Origin of the sequence: Rhodococcus sp. 11-3 (genome assembly GCF_023704055.1) — a bacterium.
Classification (GTDB): Bacteria; Actinomycetota; Actinomycetes; order Mycobacteriales; family Mycobacteriaceae; genus Rhodococcus; species Rhodococcus aetherivorans.
Window position 1 is genome coordinate 771,902 of the sequence record NZ_CP080406.1, and the last position, 22,114, is coordinate 794,015.

A 22,114-nucleotide genomic window follows, 5' to 3' on the forward strand; every position below is an offset into this window, starting at 1 on the left:
CGCGCTTCTTCATTCGAGAGGATTTGCAGCACATGGCAAAGAAGGTCACCGTTACCCTGATCGACGACGTGGACGGGGAGACGGCGGCGGACGAGTCCGTGGAATTCGGGCTCGACGGAGTCACCTACGAGATCGATCTGTCGGAAGACAACGCGGCCAAGCTCCGGGAGGAATTGGAGTTCTGGGTCACTCATGCCCGCAAGGTGGGTGGCCGTAAGCGCGCGAAGGTCGTGCCCACCGCGCCCGCTCCCCGCAAGTCTTCTCGCGGCGGCACGGACCGGGAACGTACCGCGGAAATTCGGGAATGGGCCCGCAACAACGACATGCCCGTCTCGGCCCGAGGCCGTATCTCCGCCGAAATCATCGAGGCTTACAACAAGGCGCACTGAGCCGGAAGCGTCGCCTTCCGTCCGACCGAGGCGATATCCGCGACAACTGTCGCGGATATCGCCTCGTCGTCGTACCCCGCGGAATTCTTTGCTATTCGTTCGAGAAAAGAAACGGTCGGTCGGAACGGGGCGCCGCCGGGAAGCGGAGACAGTCGGGAATCGGAGACAAGGGTCACACCCGCTCGGTATCCCGTCCGTCGCGGCGGAAACGGCGGTATCCCCGGGTAGCGTGTCGGCCATGGGAGAGCGGATTGCCGTCCCGGGTGAGACGTGCTGGCGGGTCGATCGTGCCGATCGCCTCGCCTGCATTGTCGACGCCGCCGACTATTTCCGATACGCCAAGTCGGCGATGCTGCAGGCACGGCGGCGGATCCTCCTGATCGGGTGGGACTTCGACACGAGGATCAAGCTCGAACCCGACCGGAAGACCCTCGAGGGCCCGAACCGGCTGGGCGCATTCCTCAAGTGGCTGCCGCACCGGCACCCGGATCTCGAGGTGTTCCTGCTGAAGTGGAACATCGGCGCATTCGCAGCCATCGGGCGCGGGATGACACCGGTCTTCGTGCTCAACTGGATGAGCGACCCGCGGCTCCGGCTCGAAATCGACGGCGCCCATCCCGTGGGAGCGGCACACCACCAGAAGATCATCGTGATCGACGACGCCGTCGCGTTCTGTGGGGGCATCGACATGACCGTCGATCGCTGGGACACCAGCGAGCATCCCGACCACAGCCGCTACCGGCGGGAGCCGAACGGCCGTCGGTACGGACCGTGGCACGACGTGACGACCGCGGTGGACGGCGCGGCCGCCCGCGCGATCGGCGAACAGGCTCGCGCCCGGTGGAAGGCGGCAACGGGGGAGGACCTCGAGCCGGTCGACACCGGGCACACCATCTGGCCCGACGGGCTGCGCCCGGCCCTGCGCGACGTCGATGTCGCCGTCGCACGGACCCTCCCCGAACTCGGCGACCGGGCGGAGGTCCGGGAGATCGAGGCCCTCTACCTGGCGGTGATCGCCGGCGCCCGCCGCACGCTCTACCTGGAGAGCCAGTACCTCGCGTCCCGGACCCTCGCCGAGGCCCTCGCGAAGCGGCTGCGGGAACCGGACGGCCCGCAGATCGTACTGGTGCTGCCGCGCAACGCCGAGGGCTGGCTCGAGCAGAAGGCGATGGACGGCGCCCGCCGCAAGCTGCTGCACCTGCTGTGGAACGCCGACGTCCACGGCCGGTTCGCCGCCTACTACCCCGTCACCGCGGGTGGGGCGCCGATCTATGTGCACGCCAAGGTCGTCGTCATGGACGATGTGCTGCTGCGCATCGGCTCGTCGAACCTGAACAACCGGTCCCTGGGCTTCGACACCGAGTGCGATCTCTTCGTCGAAGCGGACCACGAGGGCGACCACATCAGCCGCGCGGTGGTCGAGATGCGGGAGCGCCTGCTGTCCGAGCACCTCGGGGTGTCCCCGGACGACGTCGCGTCCGCCGTCCGGTCCGAAGGTTCGCTCGTCGCCGCGGTGGAGCGGTTGCGCGGACCCGGTCGGACCCTCGCGCTCTTCGAGCCGGGCACCGTCGCCGACGAGGACAGCCCCCTCGCGGAGAACGAACTCGTCGACCCGGAACGCGCCCCGCAGCGCATCGGACGGCGCATTCGCCAGCTGATGCCCCGCTGAGCAGCGTGTTCGCTGCTGGCGTACACGGAGGCGGGAACGCCGTGCCGACGTGCAGCGTTACCCCTCGTGACCGGAGTTGCCGCCGGCGCCGATCGGGTGGAGGGGCAGCGCCTCGAAACGGCGGCAACTAGAGTGTCAAGTGGGGTCGTGGAACCTGGTTCCACTCGACGACTCGAGTGCCGGAGCGAAACGCGGCAGCCGGGTCCGGAACGATCCGCGTACCGGACCTGTCGGCCGGAGAGTGTGAGGGAGTGCGATGTTCGAAAGGTTCACCGATCGCGCGCGGCGCGTCGTCGTCCTGGCTCAGGAAGAGGCCAGGATGCTCAACCACAACTACATCGGCACGGAGCACATTCTCCTGGGCCTCATTCACGAAGGCGAGGGCGTAGCGGCCAAGTCGCTCGAATCTTTGGGGATCTCCCTCGAAGGCGTCCGCAGCCAGGTCGAGGAGATCATCGGCCAGGGACAGCAGGCCCCGTCGGGCCACATCCCGTTCACGCCCCGTGCCAAGAAGGTGCTCGAGCTCAGCCTGCGTGAGGCGCTGCAGCTCGGACACAACTACATCGGTACCGAGCACATCCTCCTCGGCCTCATCCGCGAGGGCGAGGGCGTCGCGGCACAGGTGCTCGTCAAGCTCGGTGCGGACCTGAACCGGGTGCGCCAGCAGGTCATCCAGCTGCTCTCCGGGTACCAGGGCAAGGAGCCCCAGGAATCCGGCACCAGCCGTGGCGAGGCCGGCACCCCGTCGACGTCGCTGGTGCTCGACCAGTTCGGCCGCAACCTCACGCAGGCCGCGCTCGAGGGCAAGCTCGACCCCGTCATCGGTCGCGCCAAGGAAATCGAGCGCGTCATGCAGGTCCTGAGCCGCCGCACCAAGAACAACCCGGTGCTCATCGGCGAGCCGGGCGTCGGCAAGACCGCCGTCGTCGAAGGCCTGGCGCAGGCCATCGTCAACGGCGAGGTCCCCGAGACGCTCAAGGACAAGCAGCTGTACACCCTCGACCTCGGTTCGCTGGTCGCGGGCAGCCGCTACCGCGGTGACTTCGAGGAACGCCTGAAGAAGGTGCTCAAGGAGATCAACAGCCGCGGCGACATCATCCTGTTCATCGACGAGCTGCACACGCTCGTCGGGGCGGGTGCCGCCGAGGGCGCCATCGACGCGGCGTCGATCCTGAAGCCGAAGCTGGCGCGCGGCGAGCTGCAGACCATCGGTGCCACCACCCTCGACGAGTACCGCAAGTACATCGAGAAGGACGCCGCGCTCGAGCGCCGGTTCCAGCCGGTGCAGGTGGGCGAGCCGACGGTCGAGCACACCATCGAGATCCTCAAGGGCCTGCGCGACCGGTACGAGGCGCACCACCGCGTGTCCATCACCGACAAGGCGCTGGTCGCCGCGGCGAGCCTGGCCGACCGCTACATCAACGACCGCTTCCTGCCGGACAAGGCGATCGACCTCATCGACGAGGCCGGTGCGCGCATGCGCATCCGCCGGATGACCGCGCCGCCGGACCTGCGCGAGTTCGACGACAAGATCGCCGACGCGCGCCGGGAGAAGGAGTCCGCGATCGACGCGCAGGACTTCGAGAAGGCCGCGAACCTGCGCGACAAGGAGAAGCAGCTCGTCGCGCAGCGCGCCGAGCGCGAGAAGCAGTGGCGCGCCGGTGATCTCGACGTCATCGCCGAGGTCGACGAGGAGCAGATCGCCGAGGTCCTCGCCAACTGGACCGGTATCCCGGTGTTCAAGCTCACCGAGGAGGAGACCACCCGTCTGCTCCGCATGGAGGACGAGCTGCACAAGCGGATCATCGGCCAGGAGGACGCCGTCAGGGCTGTCGCCAAGGCGATCCGGCGTACCCGCGCCGGCCTGAAGGACCCGAAGCGTCCCGCCGGTTCGTTCATCTTCGCCGGCCCGTCCGGCGTCGGTAAGACCGAGCTGTCGAAGGCGCTCGCGAACTTCCTGTTCGGCGAGGACGACGCGCTCATCCAGATCGACATGGGCGAGTTCCACGACCGGTTCACCGCGTCGCGGCTCTTCGGTGCCCCTCCGGGCTACGTCGGCTACGAAGAGGGCGGCCAGCTCACCGAGAAGGTGCGCCGCAAGCCGTTCTCCGTGGTCCTGTTCGACGAGATCGAGAAGGCCCACCAGGAGATCTACAACACCCTCCTGCAGGTCCTCGAGGACGGCCGCCTCACCGACGGCCAGGGACGCACGGTCGACTTCAAGAACACCGTGCTGATCTTCACCTCGAACCTCGGTACCGCCGACATCTCGAAGGCGGTCGGCCTGGGCTTCACCAAGGGCTCCGGCGCCGAGTCGAACTACGAGCGGATGAAGCTCAAGGTCAACGACGAGCTGAAGAAGCACTTCCGGCCCGAGTTCCTCAACCGCATCGACGACATCATCGTCTTCCACCAGCTCACGCAGGATCAGATCATCCAGATGGTGGACCTGATGATCGGCCGCGTCGAGGTGCAGCTGAAGAACAAGGACATGGGCATCGAGCTCACCGAGAAGGCGAAGTCGCTGCTCGCGAAGCGGGGCTTCGATCCGGTCCTCGGCGCCCGGCCGCTGCGCCGCACGATCCAGCGCGAGATCGAGGACCAGCTCTCGGAGAAGATCCTCTTCAACGAGATCGGCCCCGGCCAGATCGTCCTGGTCGACGTCGAAGGCTGGGACGGCGAGGGTGCCGGAGAGAACGCGAAGTTCACCTTCACCCCGAGCGAGAAGCCGGCCGCGGTGCCCGACACCCCGGCGGTGGCCCTGGCCAAGGACGCCGAGTAGTCCTGCTCCGACGAACGCCGACGGGCGGCACCCACTGCGGGTGCCGCCCGTCGGCGTTGGTGTGTCGGGATCAGCGCCGCCAGGCCGCGGTGTCCCGCCCGGACCAGTTCGCGAGCCGCTCGACGGGGCTCGCGTCCGGCGCCGGCTCGACGGCCGCGCCGAAGGGAACCCGTCCGCCGCGCACGGAGGCGGGGATCTTGCTGCGCGCGACGACGAACGCGGCCTCCACGAGCACCGGATCCGGCTCGGCCGGCAGTCCCGTGGCGACGGCGAGATCCCAGCCGTGCACGAGGGCCTCGTTGAGACTGCTCAGCACCGCGGCGCGGCCGGGCACCGTTCCCCACGGCGCGACGACGGGCCGGTCGAGCAGGTCGTCGTCGCTCCACACCTTCCGGTAGTGGGCCTGCGCCCGCTCGAGTTCGGCGCGCCACGCGTCGTCGGGCACGCCGGTCAGGAACTCCGGAACGCTCAGCGGGTCGCCGTCGCTGCCGATCACGCGGCCGCGATCGACGGTGGCGACGAGGTGGCCGAGCAGCGCGCGCACGTCGTAGTCCGGGCAGGGCGTCGGGTCGGTCATCTGCTCGGGGCGGACCTCGTCGATCAGCGTGGCCACCCACGCCAGGGCGTCGCGGTAGAGGGGACGGGGGTCGGACGCGGTGCTCATGTCGGGCCTTTCGGTCGTGTGGTTGCTGCCGGACACGATCCTGCGCGCGAAACACGACACCTTCTGTCATGTATTTCTGGGAGAGTTCGGCAGGTGCGAGCCGATCGGTTGCTGTCCCTGGTCCTGCTGCTGCGACACCGGGGCCGGATGACCGCGCCCGCGATCGCCAGGGAACTCGAGGTCTCGGTGCGCACCGTGCTGCGCGACGTCGAGGCCCTGTCGGCGGCCGGGATCCCCGTCTACGCCGAACGCGGACGCGACGGCGGTTTCGCGCTGCTCCCCGGCTTCACCACCGACCTGACCGGCCTGACCGTCGACGAGGCGACCGCCCTGCTCGCGGCGAGCGCGTCGGCCACCCCCGACTCGCTCGGCATGGCCTCCGCGTTCGCCTCGGCGATGCGGAAGGTGACCGTCGCGCTGCCCGAGGCGCAGCGCACCGCCGCCGCACGGGTCGGGGAGCGGATCGTCGTCAGCTCGTCGGGGTGGGTGGTCGATCACCGGCGGGACGAGCACCTCGGCGTCGTCCAGCAGGCCGTGTTCACCGATCGCCGCCTGCGCATCCGCTACCGCTCCCGTGGCGCCGAGGCGCGGTGGCGGACGGTCGACCCGCTCGGGCTGGTCAGCGCGGCGGGCCGCTGGTATCTGGTGGCGCTGCATCGCGGCGCCGAACGCACCTACCGCCTCTCCCGCATGGAACGGGTGCAACCGCTCGACACCGCGGCTCACCGCCCACCCGACGTCGACCTCGCCCGGATCTGGCAGCGGCGCCGCACCGAGTTCCGGGCCGGTCTGGGCACGGTCACCGCCGCGGTGCGGATCCGGGACCGGCGCCGGGAAGACCTCGCGGCGATCGCGATCCGCGTCGTCGCGCAGCGGCCCACCGGCGACGGCTGGTGGGAGGCCGAGGCGGAGTTCGGCGGGGCCACCCACGCCGGCGCCGCGATGTGGCAACTCGGCGACGACGCCGAGCTGCTCGGGCCGCCCGAACTCCGGGAGCAGGTCCGGTCGTCGGCCGAGCGCCTCGCCGAGCGGCACCGGTAGCCCGGCCCGTCACCGCGCCACTGCGGTTCTCGTCGCCGCATCGCCGCGGTCCGGGACGCGAGGGGCGGCGACGAACGCCTCCTCCGCGATCTGGGCCGCGTAGACCGCCGGGTCGATCCGCGCGACGAGGTCGGCGGTCTGGGTCGCCATGGCCCGCAGCGCGGTGAGTTTGCGGTCGAGCGCGAGCCCGTGCAGCCGGACGTGGACCGCGAGCCGCTCTTCGCGCACGCCCGTGGGGCGCTCGTCGCTCATGTACATGCCCCATTCCTCGTAGAGGTCCCGGAACCGGTCGAGATGCTCCACGGTGGGGGTGGCGTACAGCAGCCGGGAACGGCAACCGCGGTCACGCCAGGCCCGGGTGACCCAGCGGTGCACGGCGGTGTGGTCGGGGTGGTAGGTCATCCCGTCGGCACCGAAGGTCAGGATCGTGCCGGGGCGGACGTCGTCGAGGAGCCGTCCGGCCCACGCGAGACCGGTGTCCTCGTGCTCGGCGAGGGCACCGTCCGGCAGGCCGAGGACGTGGTGCTCTTCGACACCGAGGACGGCCATGGCGGCGGCCGCTTCCCAGCGGCGGACCCGGCCCAGCCGCTCCGGAGGCCACGAGCGGGGGTCGGCGGTTCCGTGCTCGCCGGCGGTGGCCGAGGCGCACACGACGCGCCGGCCGTCGTCGCGGGCGGCGGCCATGACGCCGGCGGCGAGGTAGGTCTCGTCGTCGGGGTGGGCCCAGATCGACAGGATCGTCCCGGACAGGGGCAGGGATGTCGTCGCGTTCATGCCTCTCACGGTCCGTGCGGGCCCTGCCCCGGCGCTCCCGCGCGCTCTCGGCGCGCTGGGATCCGGTGGGAGCGCGGTGAGAGCAGGCGGGCGCATCGTCGTGGCCATGGACACCACACTCACCATGAACCCCACCCGGAACCGGACCGCGGCCGAGTTGCCGACCGAGATGCTGGAGCGGTTCCGATCCCGTGCCGGCGAACTCGACCGGTCCAACTCCTACTTCGACGAGGACCTCGCCGAGCTGCGGGCCGCCGGCTATCTCGCCGCCGCCGTACCCACCCGCTACGGGGGATGGGGCCTCGATCTGGCCCGGCTGGCCGCGAGCCAGCGGCGCCTCGCCCGCTACGCCCCGGCGACCGCGCTGGCGATGACGATGCACTCCTACTGGATCGGGATCGCCACCGAAATGGAACGCACGGGCGACACGTCGCTCCGCTGGATCCTGGAGGCCGCGGTGGCCGGCGACGTGTTCGCCGCCGGACACGCCGAGACGGGCAACGACATCCCGGTGCTGCTGTCGACGTGCCGGGCGCAGCGCGTGGCGGGCGGCTACCGGCTCACCGGCCGCAAACAGTTCGGCTCCAACGGTCCGGCGTGGCGGTGGCTCGGCGCACACGCCGTCGACGCGGACGCGGCGGGCGGGCCGCACATCGTGCACGCCTTCGTCGAACGGCGCAGCGCGGGGGTGAAGGTCGTGGAGACGTGGGACACCCTCGGCATGCGGCCGACGCAGAGCCACGACACGGTTCTCGACGACGTCTTCGTGCCCGACGACCGCATCGGGCGGGTCGTCCCCGCGGGCGACGGCAGCGACCCGTTCCTCGTGGCGATGACGATGTGGCCGCTCTCGCTCATGGCGGCGGTGTACCTGGGGATCGCCGACCGCGCCCTGGAACTCGCCGTCCGCAGCGCCCGGCGCAAGACCTCGGTGGCGATCGAGCGGGGCGCGTACGCGTACAACCCGTTCGTGCAGCACCAGGTCGCGGAGATGTATCTCGAGCTGGACGCCGCCTCGGCGACGCTCGACCGGTTCGTCGCGGACTGGGTGGCCGGCACGGACCACGGCGACGAGTGGGTGCCCAAGGTGTATGCGATGAAGTGGCGGGCGGTGGAAGCGGCCAAACGGGTCGTCGACATCGCCCTCGACGTGGCCGGTGGCGCCGGCATGTTCACCGGGAACGAGCTCGAACGCCTCTACCGCGACGTGCGGTGCGGGGGATTCCACCCCGGCAACGACGCGCTCACCCACGAACTCGTCGGCAAGTCGCTGCTCGGCATTCTCGGCGAACAGCCCAGGTGGTGAGGTCGCGGCTCCCGGCCCGGGCGGTCACAGCGCGCGGAGCGCATGCTCGGCGGCGGCCTCGCCGTCGAGCATCGCGCCGTGTCGTCGCGCCGCCTCGTACGCGTCGTCGCCGAGCGCGGCGCGCAGTCGCGCGCCGAGCTCGTCCAGGGCCACCTCGTCGGCGCCGAAGATGCGATGACCGGCCGCGGTCGCGCGCACGGCCCCCTCGAGCACCGCGGCGTCGCGGTAGCGGTCCAGGCGTTCGAGAAGCCCGGCGATCGAGCGCAGCATCGTCCACTGCGTCGACCACATCCCGGCGCGCCGCCAGTGCGGGATCAGGCGCCGGTACTCGTCGGCGGCGGCCGCCGGGTCACCGATCCGGGCGTCGATGGACGCCTTCGACGCGCCGGCGAGACCGGTCACGAACGAGGCGTTCGTCTGTTCCGCGATGTCCAGTGCCCGAGCGAAGCGCGCGCGGGCCCGTTCGACGTCGACTGCCAGGTCCGCCTCCCCGGCGCAGTGCCAGACATACGCGGCGTGCGGGGTGCGTGCGTCGGCGACCTCGGCGAGGAGTGCCTCGGCCTGCTCGACGGCGGCCGGGTCACCCGCATAACCCAACGGCAGCAGCTCGGTGGCACGCGCCATGAGCCGCTGCGCCGGGTCGTTCGCGGCGGCCGCGGCGGCCCGCCGGTACCAGGCGGCGGCCTCGTCGAGATGCCCCTCGAACAACTCGTAGCTCCCGCGAACGGTCATCGCCTCCGCCGCCGGCTCGGTCTTCGCCCGCTCGACGGCGCGCAACGCAGCGGCGCTGAGCCGGCCCGTCTCGGCCACGTCGCCGGACATCCATGCCGCGTAGGCGGCCACCACCCGCACGCGCGCGGCGAACGGGCTCCGGCCCTCCGGATCGGCGTCGATCACCAGCCGCGCCCAGCCCAGCACGTCCGGTCGCAGCCGGAAGATCCCGTAGTCCAGCAGGGCATTGACGAGACGACCCGCGAGCGCGACCTCGTCGTGGTCGAGCAACCAGCCGAGCGCGCTGCGCAACTCCGGTACGGCGGCATCGATCTGCGCCAGGACCGGCTCGCCCGGCTGCAGCAGTCGTGAATCCGCCCGGTCGACCCAGTCGGCCAGGTGCCGGGCGTGCCGTTCCGCGACGAGGTCGACCCGGCCCTCGCGGGTGAGTTGTTCGGCGCCGAACGCCCGCAGCGTCTCGAGCAGCATGTACCGGCGGCCGGGTATCCGCATCACCAGCGAGCGCTCCACGAGGTGTGTCAACGCCGCGGTGACCGTCCCCGGATCCGTGCCGCAGACCGCCGCGGCGTCGGCCGCGTCGAACGAGCCCGAGAACACCGACAGTTCCGCGAAGGTCCGCTGCAGATCCTCCGCGAGCAGCCCGAACGACCACGACACCGCCGCGGCCAGCGACCCGTGCCGCGGCGACGTGCGGTACCCCGACGCCAGCAGCTCGAAGCGGTGGTCCAGGCCCGCGGCGACCTCCGCGACCTCGTGGGTGTGCAGGCACGCGGCTGCCAGCTCGATCGCCAACGGCAACCCGTCCAGGCGCCGCACGATCTCGGCGATGCAGGCGAGTTCTCGCCCGTCCGGCTCGAAGCCCGGGACGACGGCCCGCGCCCGCTCCTCGAACAACCGCACGGCCGGTGCGTCCTCGCCGTCGTACGACAGCGTCGGCACCTGGCGGACGTGCTCGCCTACGACTCGGAGCCGCTCCCGGCTCGTCGCCACGATCCGCACGTGCGCGCAGGTGGCGAGCAGGCGTTCGACGACAGCGGCGATCGGATCGAGCACGTGCTCACAGTTGTCGAGCAGCAGCACGAGCTCGGTGTCGCCCAGCACGTCGGCCACCCGCTCGGCGAGGGAGGTGCCGGGACGGGCGTCGATCCGCAGGGCGGCGGCGGCCACGTCGACCGCGGAGTCCGGGTCGGCAGTGGCCAATTCGCACAACACCACCGGCCGATCCGGTCGGGCGGCCCGGAGCCGGTGCCCGACCTCGAGGAGCAACCGGGTCTTGCCGACCCCGCCCGGACCGACCAGGGTCACCAGGCGCCCGGACTCCGCCAGCTCGGTCACCGCCACCGCCAGGGCGTCCCGGCCGACGAGCGACGTCGCCGGAACCGGCAACCGGCCCACCGGCGCCCACACCCGGTCGGCGGCACCGGCGAGCAGTTCCGCGTGGTGAGCCGCCAGTGCCGGCGACGGTTCGATGCCCAGCTCGTCGCCGAGCAGCCGCCGGAAGTCGTCGTAGACCCGTAGCGCCTCGGCCCGGCGTCCGGTTGCCGCGAGCGCCGTCATCAGCAGCGCGCGCGGCCGTTCCCGCAGCGGCTGCGCGTCGGCGAGCGCCACCAGTTCGGCAACGAGGCCGTCGGTGTCGCCCCGTCCGAGCCGCACCTCGGCCCGGACCTCGTGGGCCCGGGAACGCAGCTCCTCCAGCCGCGTCGCCTCGGCCCGGGCCTCGTCCACCTCGTCGAGTTCGGGGTAGGCGGGGCCCTGCCAGCGCGCGAGCACGGCGTCGATCTCGGCCGACACGCCCGCACCCCCCGTCGCCCCCGCGCTCAGGGCCACCACGAGCCGGTCGGCGTCGACCTCGACACCGGCCGGATCGAGCCGATAGCCCTCACCGACGGACTCGATCAGGCCGTCGGGCAGACCACGGCGAAGCCGGAACATGTGGTTCTGCAGGGCGGCGGCCGGATCCGCCGGTCGCCTGGACGGCCACAGGGCATCGACGGCGGAGTGCGCCGGCACCACCCGGCCCCGCCGGAGCACCAGCAGTGCCAGCAGGCGTCGCTGCAGCAGCCCGTCGGGAGTGATGTCGCGCCGATCCGCATCCAGCACGCGGAGCGGGCCGAGTACCTCGACTCGCGCCCGGTCGCCACCCGTGACCACGGAACCATTGGACCACTCCCGCCGGTCTCCTGCCGAGACCCGGGGCCTTCACGTGCGATGCGGTTCCGGCGGATCGGCGGGCCGCATCCACAGCGCCGCGACGAGGAAGCACACCGCCCCGACGAACGTGCCGAGGTCCGCGAGCCGCGGCGCGAGTGTTTCGCCGGCCGGATCGATGTGGGCGCCGACGGCCGAGGCGCCGAATGCGAGCGAACCGAGCATGTTCAGCCACGTGCTGCGCCAGTTGCGGGCGTGCGGATCCCACAGCGCATCGGTGTCGGTGGTGGCCACCACCGCCAGTGCGCTGCTGACGAGGAAGCACACCGACCCGACGGCGTCGGGCCGCCACACCAGGTTCCGCTCCTCGGACGCCGTCAGGCCGGCGACGAGCGCGAATCCGGTGCTCACGTTGAACGCGAGTGTGCCCGCCCACTGCACCGCGGCCGACCACCAGTCGTACCGGTCCACGCGCGTCGCCGCGGGCGGGCGGTGCGTCAGCAGCAGTTGCACGGTCGCTGCCGCGGTGAAGAACCACGAGCCCACGAAGTAGAGCAGATTCGAGGTGGCGGCGGGGAGGACGAGCACGCCGCCGGAACCGGCGGCGAACAGGGCGGAGCCGATGACGAACAGCCGCGACTCGCGGCGCAGCGTCGGCCGGGTGAACACACCCGCGAACCTAGCGGGCGCGGCCCGCCGCCGTGCAGAGGCGCGGCCCGCCGCCGTGCAGAACCGGAGCCGGGCCGCGCGACGTGGCGTAGGTTCGGCGGGGGAGGACACCCCACGACGAAGGGACCGATCGATGCCCACACGTACCGCTCGCACCGCCTGGAACGGTGGCCTGCAGGACGGCGCCGGACAGGTCGAACTCACCAGCTCCGGCCGCGCCACGTTCGACGTCTCGTTCCCCAAGCGGGCCGCCGAGGACGCCGGTGGCACCACCAGTCCGGAGGAGCTCATCGCCGCGGCACACTCGTCGTGCTACGCGATGCAGCTCTCGGCGCTGATCGCCGAGGCCGGCGGCACGCCGCAGAGCCTCGACGTCACGGCCGACGTCTCGCTCGGCCCCGACCCGGACGGCGGTTTCCGGCTCACCGGCATCAAGCTGACGGTGCGCGGCGAGGTCGACGGCCTCGATGCCGACGGGTTCGCGAAGGCCGCGCAGGGTGCCAAGGAGGGCTGCCCGGTCAGCAAGGCACTGACCGGGGTGGACATCACGCTCGACGCGGCACTCGAATCCTGAGCGATTCCACCACCGCGGGTGCGCACCCGCTGCGGCGACGACCGTGTCGTCCCCGGCACCCGCGCACCCGCGGTGTGGGTCACCGTCCGGCGAGCGCGTCGAGGTAGCGGCCCATCATCCACCGCTGAGCGAGCGGCAGGACCGGCGCGCCGAGGCGGGTGAACCATCGGCCGGGGCGGGAGACGGCGCTGATGTGGCCGAACACCGCGCCGTCGGGCCGTCGCTCGACGACGAACGCCTCCTCACCGCTGACGGGGTGACCGTCGAGGGTGCCGTACGCGAAACCGCGGCGATCCGGCTCGTCGACGACGTAGACCACGCGGCACCACGCACCCCAGCGCGCCGGACCGAACCGTGGATCCAGCCGTACCTCCAGCCCCGCCCGCGGCCGCGGAGTATTCGCATCGACGCGAAACCCCGCATGCCGCTGCATGTTCCAGCTTTCCAGTGCCCGAACGGCGGTGCGGAACGCGACGTCGCCCGAGCCGAGGCGGCGGGTGAGGTGCGCGTGCCGGAACCCTGCCGGAACCCTGCCGCGCGTGGCGCCGACGTGCGGGTAGTTGAAAGAGCGCTGCGCGTTCACGGCGGCGCGCTCAGCCCTGATCGGTGTCCTCGCCGGCGGCCTTGACGTCGAGCACGACCTCGAATTCGAGCAGCGACGCCCCCGACGCGACCGGCCGCTTCGCCTCACCGGCGTGCGCCTGCCGGGCCGGGCCGTCCCGCCACGCCGCGAACGCCTCCTCCGACTCCCACTGGGTCACCACGAAGTAGCGCGTCTCGCCCTGCACCGGCCGCAGGAGCTGGAAACCGAGGAAGCCCGGCGAGTTCTCCACGGTGTGCGCGCGATGCGCGAAGCGCGTCTCCAGTTCCGGGCCCGCGCCCTCGGGGACCTCGATTGCATTGATCTTCACCACTGCCATGGCGGCGAGCGTACTCCGCTACCTTGGCGGTTGTGTTGCACGACGAAGGTGGTTCCGGGCGGCCGATCCTGCTGCTGCACGGCCTGATGGGCAGCTCCCGCACGTGGCGCCGGCAGTTGCCGTGGCTGCGCGCGCACGGCCACGTCCACACCTTCGACGCCGCCGGCCACGGCCGTCCCGCCCCGGATCGGCTCACCACCGAGGCGTTCGTCGCAGACCTCGCCGCGCACCTCGACGGCATCGGTGAACCGCTGGTGGTGATCGGGCACTCGATGGGCGCCCTGCACGGGTGGTGCTTCGCCGCCGCGCACCCCGGCCGGGTGGCCGCGCTCGTCGTCGAGGACATGGCCCCCGACTTCCGGGGCCGCACCGCGGCGGACTGGGCCGCGATGATCGCGCGGTGGCCGCAGCCGTTCCCGGACGAGGAGGCGGTCGTCGGTTACTTCGGCGACGTCGCCGGGCGGTACTTCCTCGACTCCTTCGAGCATCGGGCCGACGGCTGGTACCTGCACGGCGAGGTGGCCACCTTCCGCGACATCTCCGAGGAGTGGGGCGCCCGGCACTTCTGGGACCAGTGGCGGTCGATCTCGGTGCCTGCCCTGCTCGTCGAGGGGGAGTTCACCATCACCCCGGATGGACAGATGCGGCGGATGGCCGACGAGCACCCCGGGGCCCGGTATGCCCGGATTCCGGGCGCAGGGCACCTGGTGCACGACGAACGCCCCGACGAATATCGCGCCGAGGTCGAACGATTCCTCCGTACCCTCGCCTGATCACGCCTGGCCGGCGAGGCCTTCGCCGGCGAGCGCGAAACGTCCGTCGTCGGTCTGCTCCACGAGACCGTCCACGAGCAGCGAGTGCAGCGCCCGGTCGCGCTGCCCCGGATCCGTGAGCCACACCCGGTCCAGCACCGGCCGCTCGACCGGGACGTCGCTCTCGCGCAGCACCGCCATGAGCTTGCCCCGCACCTGACGGTCGGTGCCCGTGAACTTCTGCACCCGTCGCGGCGGGCCGTCGTGGGCGGGCCGGCCGGCCTCCACCCATGCGCACCGCGGCAGCGGGCACCGGGCGCAGTCGGGCGAGCGGGCCGTGCAGATGGTCGCACCGAGTTCCATCAGGGCTGCGGAGAACGTCGCCGCCCGCTCGCGGGTTCGCGGCAGGAGCGATTCGACGTCGGCCAGGTCCCGGGTGACCGACGGATTACCGGGTTCGGCGGCACCGTGCACCGCCCGCGCGACGACGCGACGGACGTTCGTGTCCACCACCGGGACGCGCCGGCCGTACGCGAAGCAGGCGACCGCCCGCGCCGTGTACGCGCCGATGCCCGGCAGCGACAGCAGCACGTCCACGTCGGCAGGGACCACGTCGCCGTGCTCGGTGGCCAGGACCCCGGCGCACTCGTGCAGCCGCAGCGCCCGGCGCGGATATCCGAGCCTGCCCCAGGCGCGCAGGACGTCGGCCTGGCTCGTCGCGGCCATCATCGACGGCACCGGCCACCGCTGCACCCACTCCAGCCAGATCGGTGCCACGCGGGCCACCGGCGTCTGCTGCAGCATCACCTCGCTCATCAGGATCTGCCACCCGGTGACGCCCTCCTCGCGCCACGGCAGATCCCTCGCCTCGGCGGCGTACCAGCGCAGCAGGGCGGTCGCGTCGACCGGCATCTCTCACATCCTCCCGTCCCGTTGTCGGCCCGATTTAGCCCCGCGGTAACTCCACCGAGCGGGATGCGTCACAGTAAGGGATGGATAATGCCCTTATGCCTAACTCCAACCCCATATCCGCGTGGAAGGCCCTGACCGAGGGTAACCAGCGTTTCGTCAGTGGTACCCCGCTGCACCCCAGCCAGGGCATCGACCACCGTGCCACCCTCGTCAACGAGCAGCACCCCATCGCGGTGCTCTTCGGATGCGGCGACTCGCGGGTGGCCGCCGAGATCATCTTCGACCAGGGCCTCGGCGACATGTTCGTCGTGCGCACCGCCGGACACGTGATCGACAGCGCGGTGCTCGGTTCGATCGAGTATGCGGTCGGCGTGCTGAACGTGCCGTTGATCGTCGTGCTCGGTCACGACAGCTGCGGCGCGGTCAAGGCCACCCTGGACGCCCTCGACAAGGGAGACATCCCGCCGGGATTCATCCGGGACATCGTCGAGCGCGTCGCGCCGTCGATTCTCATGGGCCGCAACGACGGGCTGTCCACGGTCGACGAGCTCGAGGGCCGCCACGTGGTGGAGACCGGGAAGTTGCTCAGCCAGCGGTCCCAGATCATCGCCGAGCGCATCGCCAAGGGGCAGTGCGCCATCGCGGGCGTGACCTACAAGCTCTCCGACGGTCACGTCCAGTTGCAGGGACACGTCGGCGACATCGGTGTGACCGTCGACTGACGCGACACGCCGACTTCGGTGCGGCGACGCCTCGCCGGTGGCACATACCGTGTGAGGCGTGCTTGAACCGACCGGGCCGCTGCCCCCCGAGATCTACTGGCGTCGACGCGCGCTCGCCGTGGGTGTCGGCGTGGTCGTGCTCGCGCTCGTCGTGTGGCTCGTCCTGTCCCTGACCGGCGGGGGCGACGACCCGGAGCCCGACCCGGCGGCCGCCGGCGTCCTGACGTCCGAGACCAGCACCACCCGCACACCCACCAGCAGCACCGGGAGCGAGGAGGCCGACGGCGTCGCCGCCGCCGGCCCCGGCGGGTCCTCCGGAGGCTCCGATTCGGGGTCGTCGCAGTCGGGGTCGTCGCAGTCGAGCACGACGTCGGGGTCCGCCGGGTCCTCGAGTTCCGCGGCGGCGAGTGCGTCCGCCGTCGCGGCCGGGCAGTGCCCGGACCAGTCGCTCGCCGTGCGGGTGACCGCGGACCGGCCCAACTACCAGGTGGGCGAGGAGCCCGAGTTCACCATCGTCATCACGAACATCGGCACGGCCGCCTGCGAGCGCGACCTCGGCGCGGGCCTGCAGCAGGTGCTGGTCTACTCGCTCGACGGCAGCCGGCGGTTGTGGGCGAACACCGACTGCTTCCCCGAGTCCACCGCCGATGTGCGCAAGCTGGCCCCGGGTGACCAGGCCGCCTTCGCGGTGAAGTGGTCCGGAACGACCTCCGAGCCCGGTTGCCAGGCACCGCGGGAGCGGGTTCCGGCCGGGGCCTACACGGTGGTCGGCCAGCTCGGGGGCCTGCGCAGCACGCCGGAGCCGTTCAACATCGCCTGACCGGCCGACACCGCCCGACCGGCGCGCCGCCGTGCTCGCGGATCAGTCGTACGGGCCGCTGATGGACGATTCCGCCAACCGCGACAGCCCTTCGCGGATGTAGCGGGCCCACAGCCCGCCGATGCCCTCCACGGACTGCAGGTCCGCCGCCGTCGCCGCCAGCAGGCCCTGCAGGCTCCCGAACGAGCCGACCAGCCGATGGATCTGCGACGACTGCAGCCGCGGCACCCGATGCAGCACGCGGTAACCGCGCGGACTCGTCGCCGCGTCCAGCGCCTCGATCGTGCCCGGATACCCGAACACGCGCGCCAACGTCGTCAGATCCAGCAGATCGACGTCGGTGAGCCGGTCCAGCGCGGCGAGGGTCTGCTCGACGGCGACGAGCTGCGGCGCGTCGGTGCCGGCCAGATAGTCCCGCACGATCAGCTGCCGGGCCAGGTCGTTGTCTCCCACCAGCTCCTCGAGCTGCAGTGCCAGCTGCCGCCCGTCGGTGCCCAGTTCGAGCACCTCCTGTTCGATCTCCACCGAAACGCGGCGCACCATCTCGAGCCGCTGCGCGACGGTGAGCGCGTCGCGCAGCGTCACGAAGTCCTCGATCTCCACCACCGACAGCTGCCGGGTGACCTCGTCCAGCCGCGACTTGTAGCGCTCGAGCGTCGCGACGGCCTGGTTGGCGCGGGAGAGAATGGTCGCCGAATCGTTGATCACGTGCCGCTGGCCGTCGACGTAGACGGTCACGATGCTCATCGACTGGCTCACCGACACCACCGGGTAGCCCGTCTGGATCGCGGTGCGCTCGGCGGCGCGGTGCCGCGTGCCGGATTCGACGGTGGGGATCCGGTGATCGGGTACCAGCTGCACGTTGGCCCTGACGATGCGGCCGCCGTCGGTGGACACCACGACCGCTCCGTCCATCTTCGACAGCTCCCGCAGCCGGGTGGGGGCGAACTCCACGTCCAGCTCGAAGCCGCCGTCGCACAGCGCTGCCACGTCGTCGTCGAACCCGAGAACGATCAGGCCTCCGGTGCGGCCGCGCAGGATGCGCTCGAGTCCGTCGCGCAGGGCGGTGCCGGGCGCGAGCCGGGCGATGGTCTCGCGCAGCGTCACGGACGGTGCCACATCGGTCATCGATGGATCCTTCCCGTGTCCGGCCGGTGCGGCGAACGTCACTTCGTGTCGGTCCGCCGGGTGGAGCCGACCGAACCGCCGACTAGATTACTGCCCCATGAGCGGTACCTGGACCCTGCCCGACGACCTCACCCTTCCCAAGCTTCCCGACGACCATCCCGGGGCAGGCGCGCCGATTCCGTCCCATTGGAGCAAGTGCTTCGGCTGCGGCGACGACCAGCCCGCGGGAATGGCGATGCAGTTCACGTTCGGCGAGGGTCTCGAGATCACCGGCATGCTCGACGTCGCGAACCGCTACCAGGGCGGTCCCGGCTTCATCCACGGCGGGATCCTGAGCACGGCGTTCGACGAGGCGCAGGGCATGGCATGCATGGTGCTGCGCCGGCCCGTCGTCACCGGCCACCTGCAGATCGACTTCGCCAAGCCTATCCCGCTCGGGTCGGTGCTCGAGCTGCGCGCCCGGATCGACGGGACGGTGCGCCGCAAGGTGTACACCAGCGCGGAGGCCCGCATCGTCGAGGGACCGTTCGCCGACCCGGACGTCGTCGTCGCGACGTCGCGCGGGTTGTTCCTCACCGTCGGCGCGCAGCACTTCGACAGGGCCAAGGACTTCGTCGACGGGGTACCCAGGTCGCCGCACGGCACCTCGTCCGTGTAGCCGCCCCGGTCACTCCGGCAGGAGGGGCACGGCCGGGTGCGGACGCCGGCCGAGCAGCGAGGCCGACGTGAGCGCCCGCGTGCCGAACCGGCCGTGCACGTCGTCGAGCACGGCGTCCAACGCGTGGCGGTCGACGGGCGGATGGCCGGCCGCCGCACCGTCGGAGGCCGGTTCGTCGAACGGCAGCTCGAGCTGTTCGGTGTCCGCGGAGTCGAGATTCGACACGGCCACGCCGATCAGGGTCAGCCCCCGATCGGCGACCAGCGGCCCCGCTTGCGCCAGCAGTTCCCGCGCGGCGCCGAGGACGACGTCCGTCCGGGCGGTGGGTCCGCGCAGCGTGTGCGACCGCGTCACCCGCGTGTAGTCGGCGAAGCGCAGGCGCAGCACCACGGTGCGACCGGGCTGCCCGGCCGCGCGCATGCGGCCGGTGACCCGTTCCACCAGCATCCGCAGCGTCCCGTCGACCTTCTCGGGATCGTGTCCGGCGGCGCTGCGGGGCCGGCCGAGGGCGTGCTGCGCGCCCATGGACCGGCGCCGGTGGTGGGGGCGGACCGGTCTCGGATCGTGCCCGTGGGCGAGCGCATGCAGGTGACGTCCCATGGACGTGCCGAGCAGGGCGACGAGCTCGACCTCGCTCTCCCGCGCCAGGTCGGCCACGCGACGGATGCCGTGCGCGTGCAGGGTCGCGGCGGTGACCTTGCCGACGCCCCACAGGCGTTCGACAGGCAGCGGGTGGAGGAACTCGAGTTCCCGGTCGGGAGGCACCACCAGCAGCCCGTCCGGCTTGGCGACGCCGCTCGCGACCTTCGCGAGGAACTTGGTCCGGGCCACCCCCACCGTGATCGGCAGCCCCACCTGTTCGGCGACGTCGCGCCGCAGCCGGGCCGCGATGTCGGCCGGGGTGCCGCCGATTCGCCACAGCCCGGCGACGTCGAGGAAGGCCTCGTCGATGGAAACGGCCTCGACGAGCGGCGTGGTCTGCTCGAATACCGTGAACACGGCGCGGCTGGCCTGCGCATACGCGTGCATGCGCGGAGGAACGACGATCGCCGCCGGGCACAGGGCGCGGGCGGCGCGCCCGGGCATGGCCGTCGCGACGCCGCAGGCCTTGGCCTCGTAACTTGCGGCGAGTACGACGCCACCCCCGCCCACGATCACGGGCCGGCCGCGCAGGCCCGGGTCGTCGCGCTGCTCGACGGATGCGTAGAACGAGTCGAGATCGGCGTGCAGGATGGTCGCGTGACCGGACACGAACACATGTTCGCATCCGGTTCCGACACGTCTACATGCCCAGCGCGGCGAGCGCCTGGCCGACGTTGCCGACCTCGATCGGATCCCCGTCGGAGGCCGGGGACCGCGACGTGCGGCCGCCCACCGGGGCCGCCGCGGGTTCGTGCGGCACGATCGCGCGGGTGAATCCGAGCCGCCCCGCCTCCGCGATGCGCCGCCCGACCCCGGTGACCCGGCGCACCTCGCCGGCGAGGCCGACCTCGCCGAGCAGCACCGTGCCCGGCGGCAGGGGGCGCTCACGTGCGGCCGACGCGACCGCCAGGGCCAGGGCCAGGTCCGCGGCCGGATCGGTGATGCGCATGCCGCCGACGGTCGAGGCGTAGACGTCGCACTTGCCGAGCGGCAGCCGGCATCGCCGCTCGAGTACCGCCAGCACCATCGCGACCCGTGCCGCATCCAGGCCGCTGACCGCGCGCCGGGGTGCGGGGTTCTGCGTCGGCACCACCAGCGCCTGCAGTTCGCCGAGCAGCGGCCGCTTGCCGTCCATGGTGACGGTGACGGCCGTGCCGGCCACTTCCTCGGTCCGATGGTGCAGGAACAGGCCCGACGGGTCGCTGACACCGACGATGCCGCCCTCGGTCAGTTCGAAGCAGCCCACCTCGTCGGCGGCACCGAAGCGGTTCTTCACCCCCCGCACCATGCGCAGGGTGGAGTGCTTGTCGCCCTCGAAGTGCAGCACCACGTCGACCAGATGCTCGAGCGAACGCGGACCCGCCACCGCACCGTCCTTGGTGACGTGCCCGATGAGCAGCACCGGGACGCCGCTGGCCTTGGCGAGCGAGGTCAGCGCGCTGGTCACCGCCCGGACCTGGGTGACGCCGCCGGACACGCCCTCCACGTCGGCGGCGAGCATCGTCTGCACGGAGTCCACCACCAGCAGCGTCGGCTTGACCTGCTCGATGTGTCCGAAGATGGTCGCCAGATCCGACTCGGCGGCGAGGAAGACGCGTTCGTGCACCGAACCCGTGCGGTCGGCGCGCAACCGTACCTGTCCCGCCGATTCCTCCCCGGTGACGTAGAGGGCCCGGTCGTCGCTGCCGCGCCGCGCCCAGCGGTGGACCACCTCGAGCAGCAGGGTGGACTTGCCGACGCCGGGCTCCCCGGCGAGCAGCACCACCGAGCCGGGAACGACGCCGCCGCCGAGCACCCGGTCGAGTTCCTCGATGCCGGTGGGCTTCGCGTGGGTGGTCCGGCTGTCGACGAGGGTCAGCGGCGTGGCCGGGGTCGTGGGGAGAAGTGCCGCGGCCCCGGCGCGGGCGAGCGAGGTGCCGGGCCGCGACGCCACCGCGGCAGGCAGGGCCGGCGCCTCGTCCATCGAACCCCACGTCCCGCAGTCGGGGCAGCGGCCGACCCATTTCGCGACGGTGTGCCCGCAGTCGGTGCAGCGGTAGATCGACTTCGTCTTTGCCACCGCGTCAGCCTAGGGCCGGGGGCCGACACGAAACCGGGGCCCGGGGCGAGCGGAGTGCTCGCCCCGGGCCCCGGGTGCGTCGGGGGTGCCGGTCAGTGACCCTCGCCCTCGACCGGCGACTTCTCGGAGACGTTGCGCTCGACGTCCGGTCCGGCGTCGACCGGGACCTGCATGGTGACGTCGCCGGCCTCGGCGAAGGTGAACGTGACCGGGATGGTCAGGCCGGGGCGCACGCCCTCCTTCAGTCCGGTGAGCTCGACCTGGGCCACGGACGGGGTGTCGGAGGACTCGGCGGCCTCGGCGGGACGCGGGGACTCGTCGGTCGCGGCTTCGGCGGTCGCGTCCTCGGCGAGGGTTTCACCGGTCAGGCCGGCCGAGATCGAGGCCTGCGGCTCGATGCGCAGGCCGGACACGCCGGTGGCGGAGGACGCGAAGTCGGTGGTGATGCGGGTCAGCTCGTCGGGGGTGGTCTCGCTCAGGTTGACCACGGTGAAGCCGAGCGCGGCCTTGCCGCCGGGTTCGAGGCTGTACTCCTCGGAGTCCGGGTAGATCACGTGCACGTTGCGCAGCGCGATGTTTCCGAGCTCGGCGCTGTTGCCGTTGACCGCGGCCACCTGGGTGGCGGTCTGGCTGATCTGACCGGCGCCGCAGGCGGACAGCGTGAGCGCCGCACCCGCGGCCAGGGCGAGAGCGGTCGCGACTCGGCGAGTCGGCGCTTTGGGAGCAGTCACGGGTTGTCCTCCACTCGAGTAA

At 71.9% G+C, this 22,114-nt stretch carries 21 protein-coding genes; 10 read left to right on the forward strand and 11 right to left on the reverse strand.

Annotated elements, in window-relative coordinates; genetic code table 11:
* Window positions 1–32: 32 nt before the first annotated feature.
* From KZJ41_RS03540 to KZJ41_RS03550, 3 genes are all read left to right on the forward strand, one after another.
* Window positions 33–389 carry an Lsr2 family protein gene (locus tag KZJ41_RS03540; RefSeq protein ID WP_006930387.1) on the forward strand — a complete coding sequence of 119 codons (357 nt, stop codon included), beginning with the start codon at window positions 33–35 and terminating at the stop codon, window positions 387–389.
* Between the two features lie 238 nt (window positions 390–627).
* Window positions 628–2,058, forward strand: a complete 1,431-nt coding sequence (locus KZJ41_RS03545; RefSeq protein WP_065923080.1) for a phospholipase D-like domain-containing protein — start codon at window positions 628–630, stop codon at window positions 2,056–2,058.
* A gap of 256 nt (window positions 2,059–2,314) precedes the next feature.
* Window positions 2,315–4,840, forward strand: coding sequence for an ATP-dependent Clp protease ATP-binding subunit (locus tag KZJ41_RS03550; RefSeq protein WP_029540728.1), 2,526 nt, complete (start codon window positions 2,315–2,317; stop codon window positions 4,838–4,840).
* A gap of 70 nt (window positions 4,841–4,910) precedes the next feature.
* Here the strand turns inward: KZJ41_RS03550 and KZJ41_RS03555 are convergent, their stop codons facing one another.
* A complete protein-coding gene (locus KZJ41_RS03555) occupies window positions 4,911–5,504 on the reverse strand; it encodes a TIGR03086 family metal-binding protein (RefSeq protein WP_050034530.1) in 594 nt (197 codons plus the stop codon).
* A gap of 93 nt (window positions 5,505–5,597) precedes the next feature.
* Here KZJ41_RS03555 and KZJ41_RS03560 point away from each other — a divergent pair, with 93 nt between their 5' ends.
* Window positions 5,598–6,545 carry a YafY family protein gene (locus tag KZJ41_RS03560; protein ID WP_006930367.1) on the forward strand — a complete coding sequence of 316 codons (948 nt, stop codon included), beginning with the start codon at window positions 5,598–5,600 and terminating at the stop codon, window positions 6,543–6,545.
* Window positions 6,546–6,554: 9 nt separating this feature from the next.
* On the opposite strand, the gene KZJ41_RS03565 is transcribed toward KZJ41_RS03560, so the two are convergent.
* Entirely contained in the window at window positions 6,555–7,319 is a 765-nt protein-coding gene (locus KZJ41_RS03565; protein ID WP_029540736.1) for a PIG-L deacetylase family protein, read from the reverse strand.
* Between the two features lie 106 nt (window positions 7,320–7,425).
* Between KZJ41_RS03565 and KZJ41_RS03570 the strand changes: the two genes are divergently transcribed.
* Complete coding sequence (locus KZJ41_RS03570; RefSeq protein ID WP_029540738.1) at window positions 7,426–8,625, forward strand: acyl-CoA dehydrogenase family protein; 1,200 nt, start codon at window positions 7,426–7,428, stop codon at window positions 8,623–8,625.
* Window positions 8,626–8,649: 24 nt separating this feature from the next.
* On the opposite strand, the gene KZJ41_RS03575 is transcribed toward KZJ41_RS03570, so the two are convergent.
* Together KZJ41_RS03575 and KZJ41_RS03580 are read right to left on the reverse strand one after the other, a co-directional pair.
* Window positions 8,650–11,508 (reverse strand): BTAD domain-containing putative transcriptional regulator, encoded by a 2,859-nt coding sequence (locus KZJ41_RS03575; RefSeq protein ID WP_251550182.1) that lies wholly within the window; start codon window positions 11,506–11,508, stop codon window positions 8,650–8,652.
* Window positions 11,509–11,556: 48 nt separating this feature from the next.
* Window positions 11,557–12,174 carry a YrhK family protein gene (locus KZJ41_RS03580; protein ID WP_006930360.1) on the reverse strand — a complete coding sequence of 206 codons (618 nt, stop codon included), beginning with the start codon at window positions 12,172–12,174 and terminating at the stop codon, window positions 11,557–11,559.
* Between the two features lie 133 nt (window positions 12,175–12,307).
* Between KZJ41_RS03580 and KZJ41_RS03585 the strand changes: the two genes are divergently transcribed.
* A complete protein-coding gene (locus KZJ41_RS03585; protein ID WP_006947898.1) occupies window positions 12,308–12,748 on the forward strand; it encodes an OsmC family protein in 441 nt (146 codons plus the stop codon).
* 79 nt (window positions 12,749–12,827) lie between these two features.
* Here the strand turns inward: KZJ41_RS03585 and KZJ41_RS03590 are convergent, their stop codons facing one another.
* A complete protein-coding gene (locus tag KZJ41_RS03590) occupies window positions 12,828–13,331 on the reverse strand; it encodes a DUF1990 family protein (protein ID WP_006947899.1) in 504 nt (167 codons plus the stop codon).
* Between the two features lie 10 nt (window positions 13,332–13,341).
* Window positions 13,342–13,668, reverse strand: coding sequence for an antibiotic biosynthesis monooxygenase (locus KZJ41_RS03595; RefSeq protein WP_006947900.1), 327 nt, complete (start codon window positions 13,666–13,668; stop codon window positions 13,342–13,344).
* Between the two features lie 32 nt (window positions 13,669–13,700).
* On the opposite strand from KZJ41_RS03595, the gene KZJ41_RS03600 reads away from it, so the two are divergent.
* Window positions 13,701–14,441: an alpha/beta fold hydrolase gene (locus tag KZJ41_RS03600; RefSeq protein ID WP_006947901.1), complete on the forward strand. Its 741-nt coding sequence runs from the start codon at window positions 13,701–13,703 to the stop codon at window positions 14,439–14,441.
* Here KZJ41_RS03600 and KZJ41_RS03605 read toward each other — a convergent pair whose 3' ends face one another.
* A complete protein-coding gene (locus KZJ41_RS03605; RefSeq protein ID WP_029540757.1) occupies window positions 14,442–15,332 on the reverse strand; it encodes an A/G-specific adenine glycosylase in 891 nt (296 codons plus the stop codon).
* Window positions 15,333–15,427: 95 nt separating this feature from the next.
* Here KZJ41_RS03605 and KZJ41_RS03610 point away from each other — a divergent pair, with 95 nt between their 5' ends.
* Both KZJ41_RS03610 and KZJ41_RS03615 read left to right on the forward strand, forming a co-directional pair.
* The gene (locus tag KZJ41_RS03610; RefSeq protein WP_006947904.1) at window positions 15,428–16,054 is read left to right on the forward strand and encodes a carbonic anhydrase; all 627 of its coding nucleotides are present in this window, start codon (window positions 15,428–15,430) and stop codon (window positions 16,052–16,054) included.
* 58 nt (window positions 16,055–16,112) lie between these two features.
* Window positions 16,113–16,874, forward strand: a complete 762-nt coding sequence (locus KZJ41_RS03615; protein ID WP_029540760.1) for a hypothetical protein — start codon at window positions 16,113–16,115, stop codon at window positions 16,872–16,874.
* A gap of 42 nt (window positions 16,875–16,916) precedes the next feature.
* On the opposite strand, the gene disA is transcribed toward KZJ41_RS03615, so the two are convergent.
* Window positions 16,917–18,002, reverse strand: coding sequence for a DNA integrity scanning diadenylate cyclase DisA (gene disA, locus KZJ41_RS03620; protein ID WP_168579032.1), 1,086 nt, complete (start codon window positions 18,000–18,002; stop codon window positions 16,917–16,919).
* Between the two features lie 97 nt (window positions 18,003–18,099).
* Here disA and KZJ41_RS03625 point away from each other — a divergent pair, with 97 nt between their 5' ends.
* Complete coding sequence (locus KZJ41_RS03625) at window positions 18,100–18,660, forward strand: PaaI family thioesterase (protein ID WP_029540763.1); 561 nt, start codon at window positions 18,100–18,102, stop codon at window positions 18,658–18,660.
* Window positions 18,661–18,669: 9 nt separating this feature from the next.
* Here KZJ41_RS03625 and dinB read toward each other — a convergent pair whose 3' ends face one another.
* The 3 genes from dinB to KZJ41_RS03640 all read right to left on the reverse strand — a co-directional run bounded on the left by dinB (window position 18,670) and on the right by KZJ41_RS03640 (window position 22,092).
* A complete protein-coding gene (dinB, locus tag KZJ41_RS03630) occupies window positions 18,670–19,917 on the reverse strand; it encodes a DNA polymerase IV (protein ID WP_251550184.1) in 1,248 nt (415 codons plus the stop codon).
* A 25-nt stretch (window positions 19,918–19,942) separates the two neighbouring features.
* The gene (gene radA / locus KZJ41_RS03635; protein ID WP_050034535.1) at window positions 19,943–21,361 is read right to left on the reverse strand and encodes a DNA repair protein RadA; all 1,419 of its coding nucleotides are present in this window, start codon (window positions 21,359–21,361) and stop codon (window positions 19,943–19,945) included.
* 92 nt (window positions 21,362–21,453) lie between these two features.
* Window positions 21,454–22,092 (reverse strand): hypothetical protein, encoded by a 639-nt coding sequence (locus KZJ41_RS03640; protein ID WP_050034536.1) that lies wholly within the window; start codon window positions 22,090–22,092, stop codon window positions 21,454–21,456.
* Window positions 22,093–22,114 lie beyond the last annotated feature (22 nt).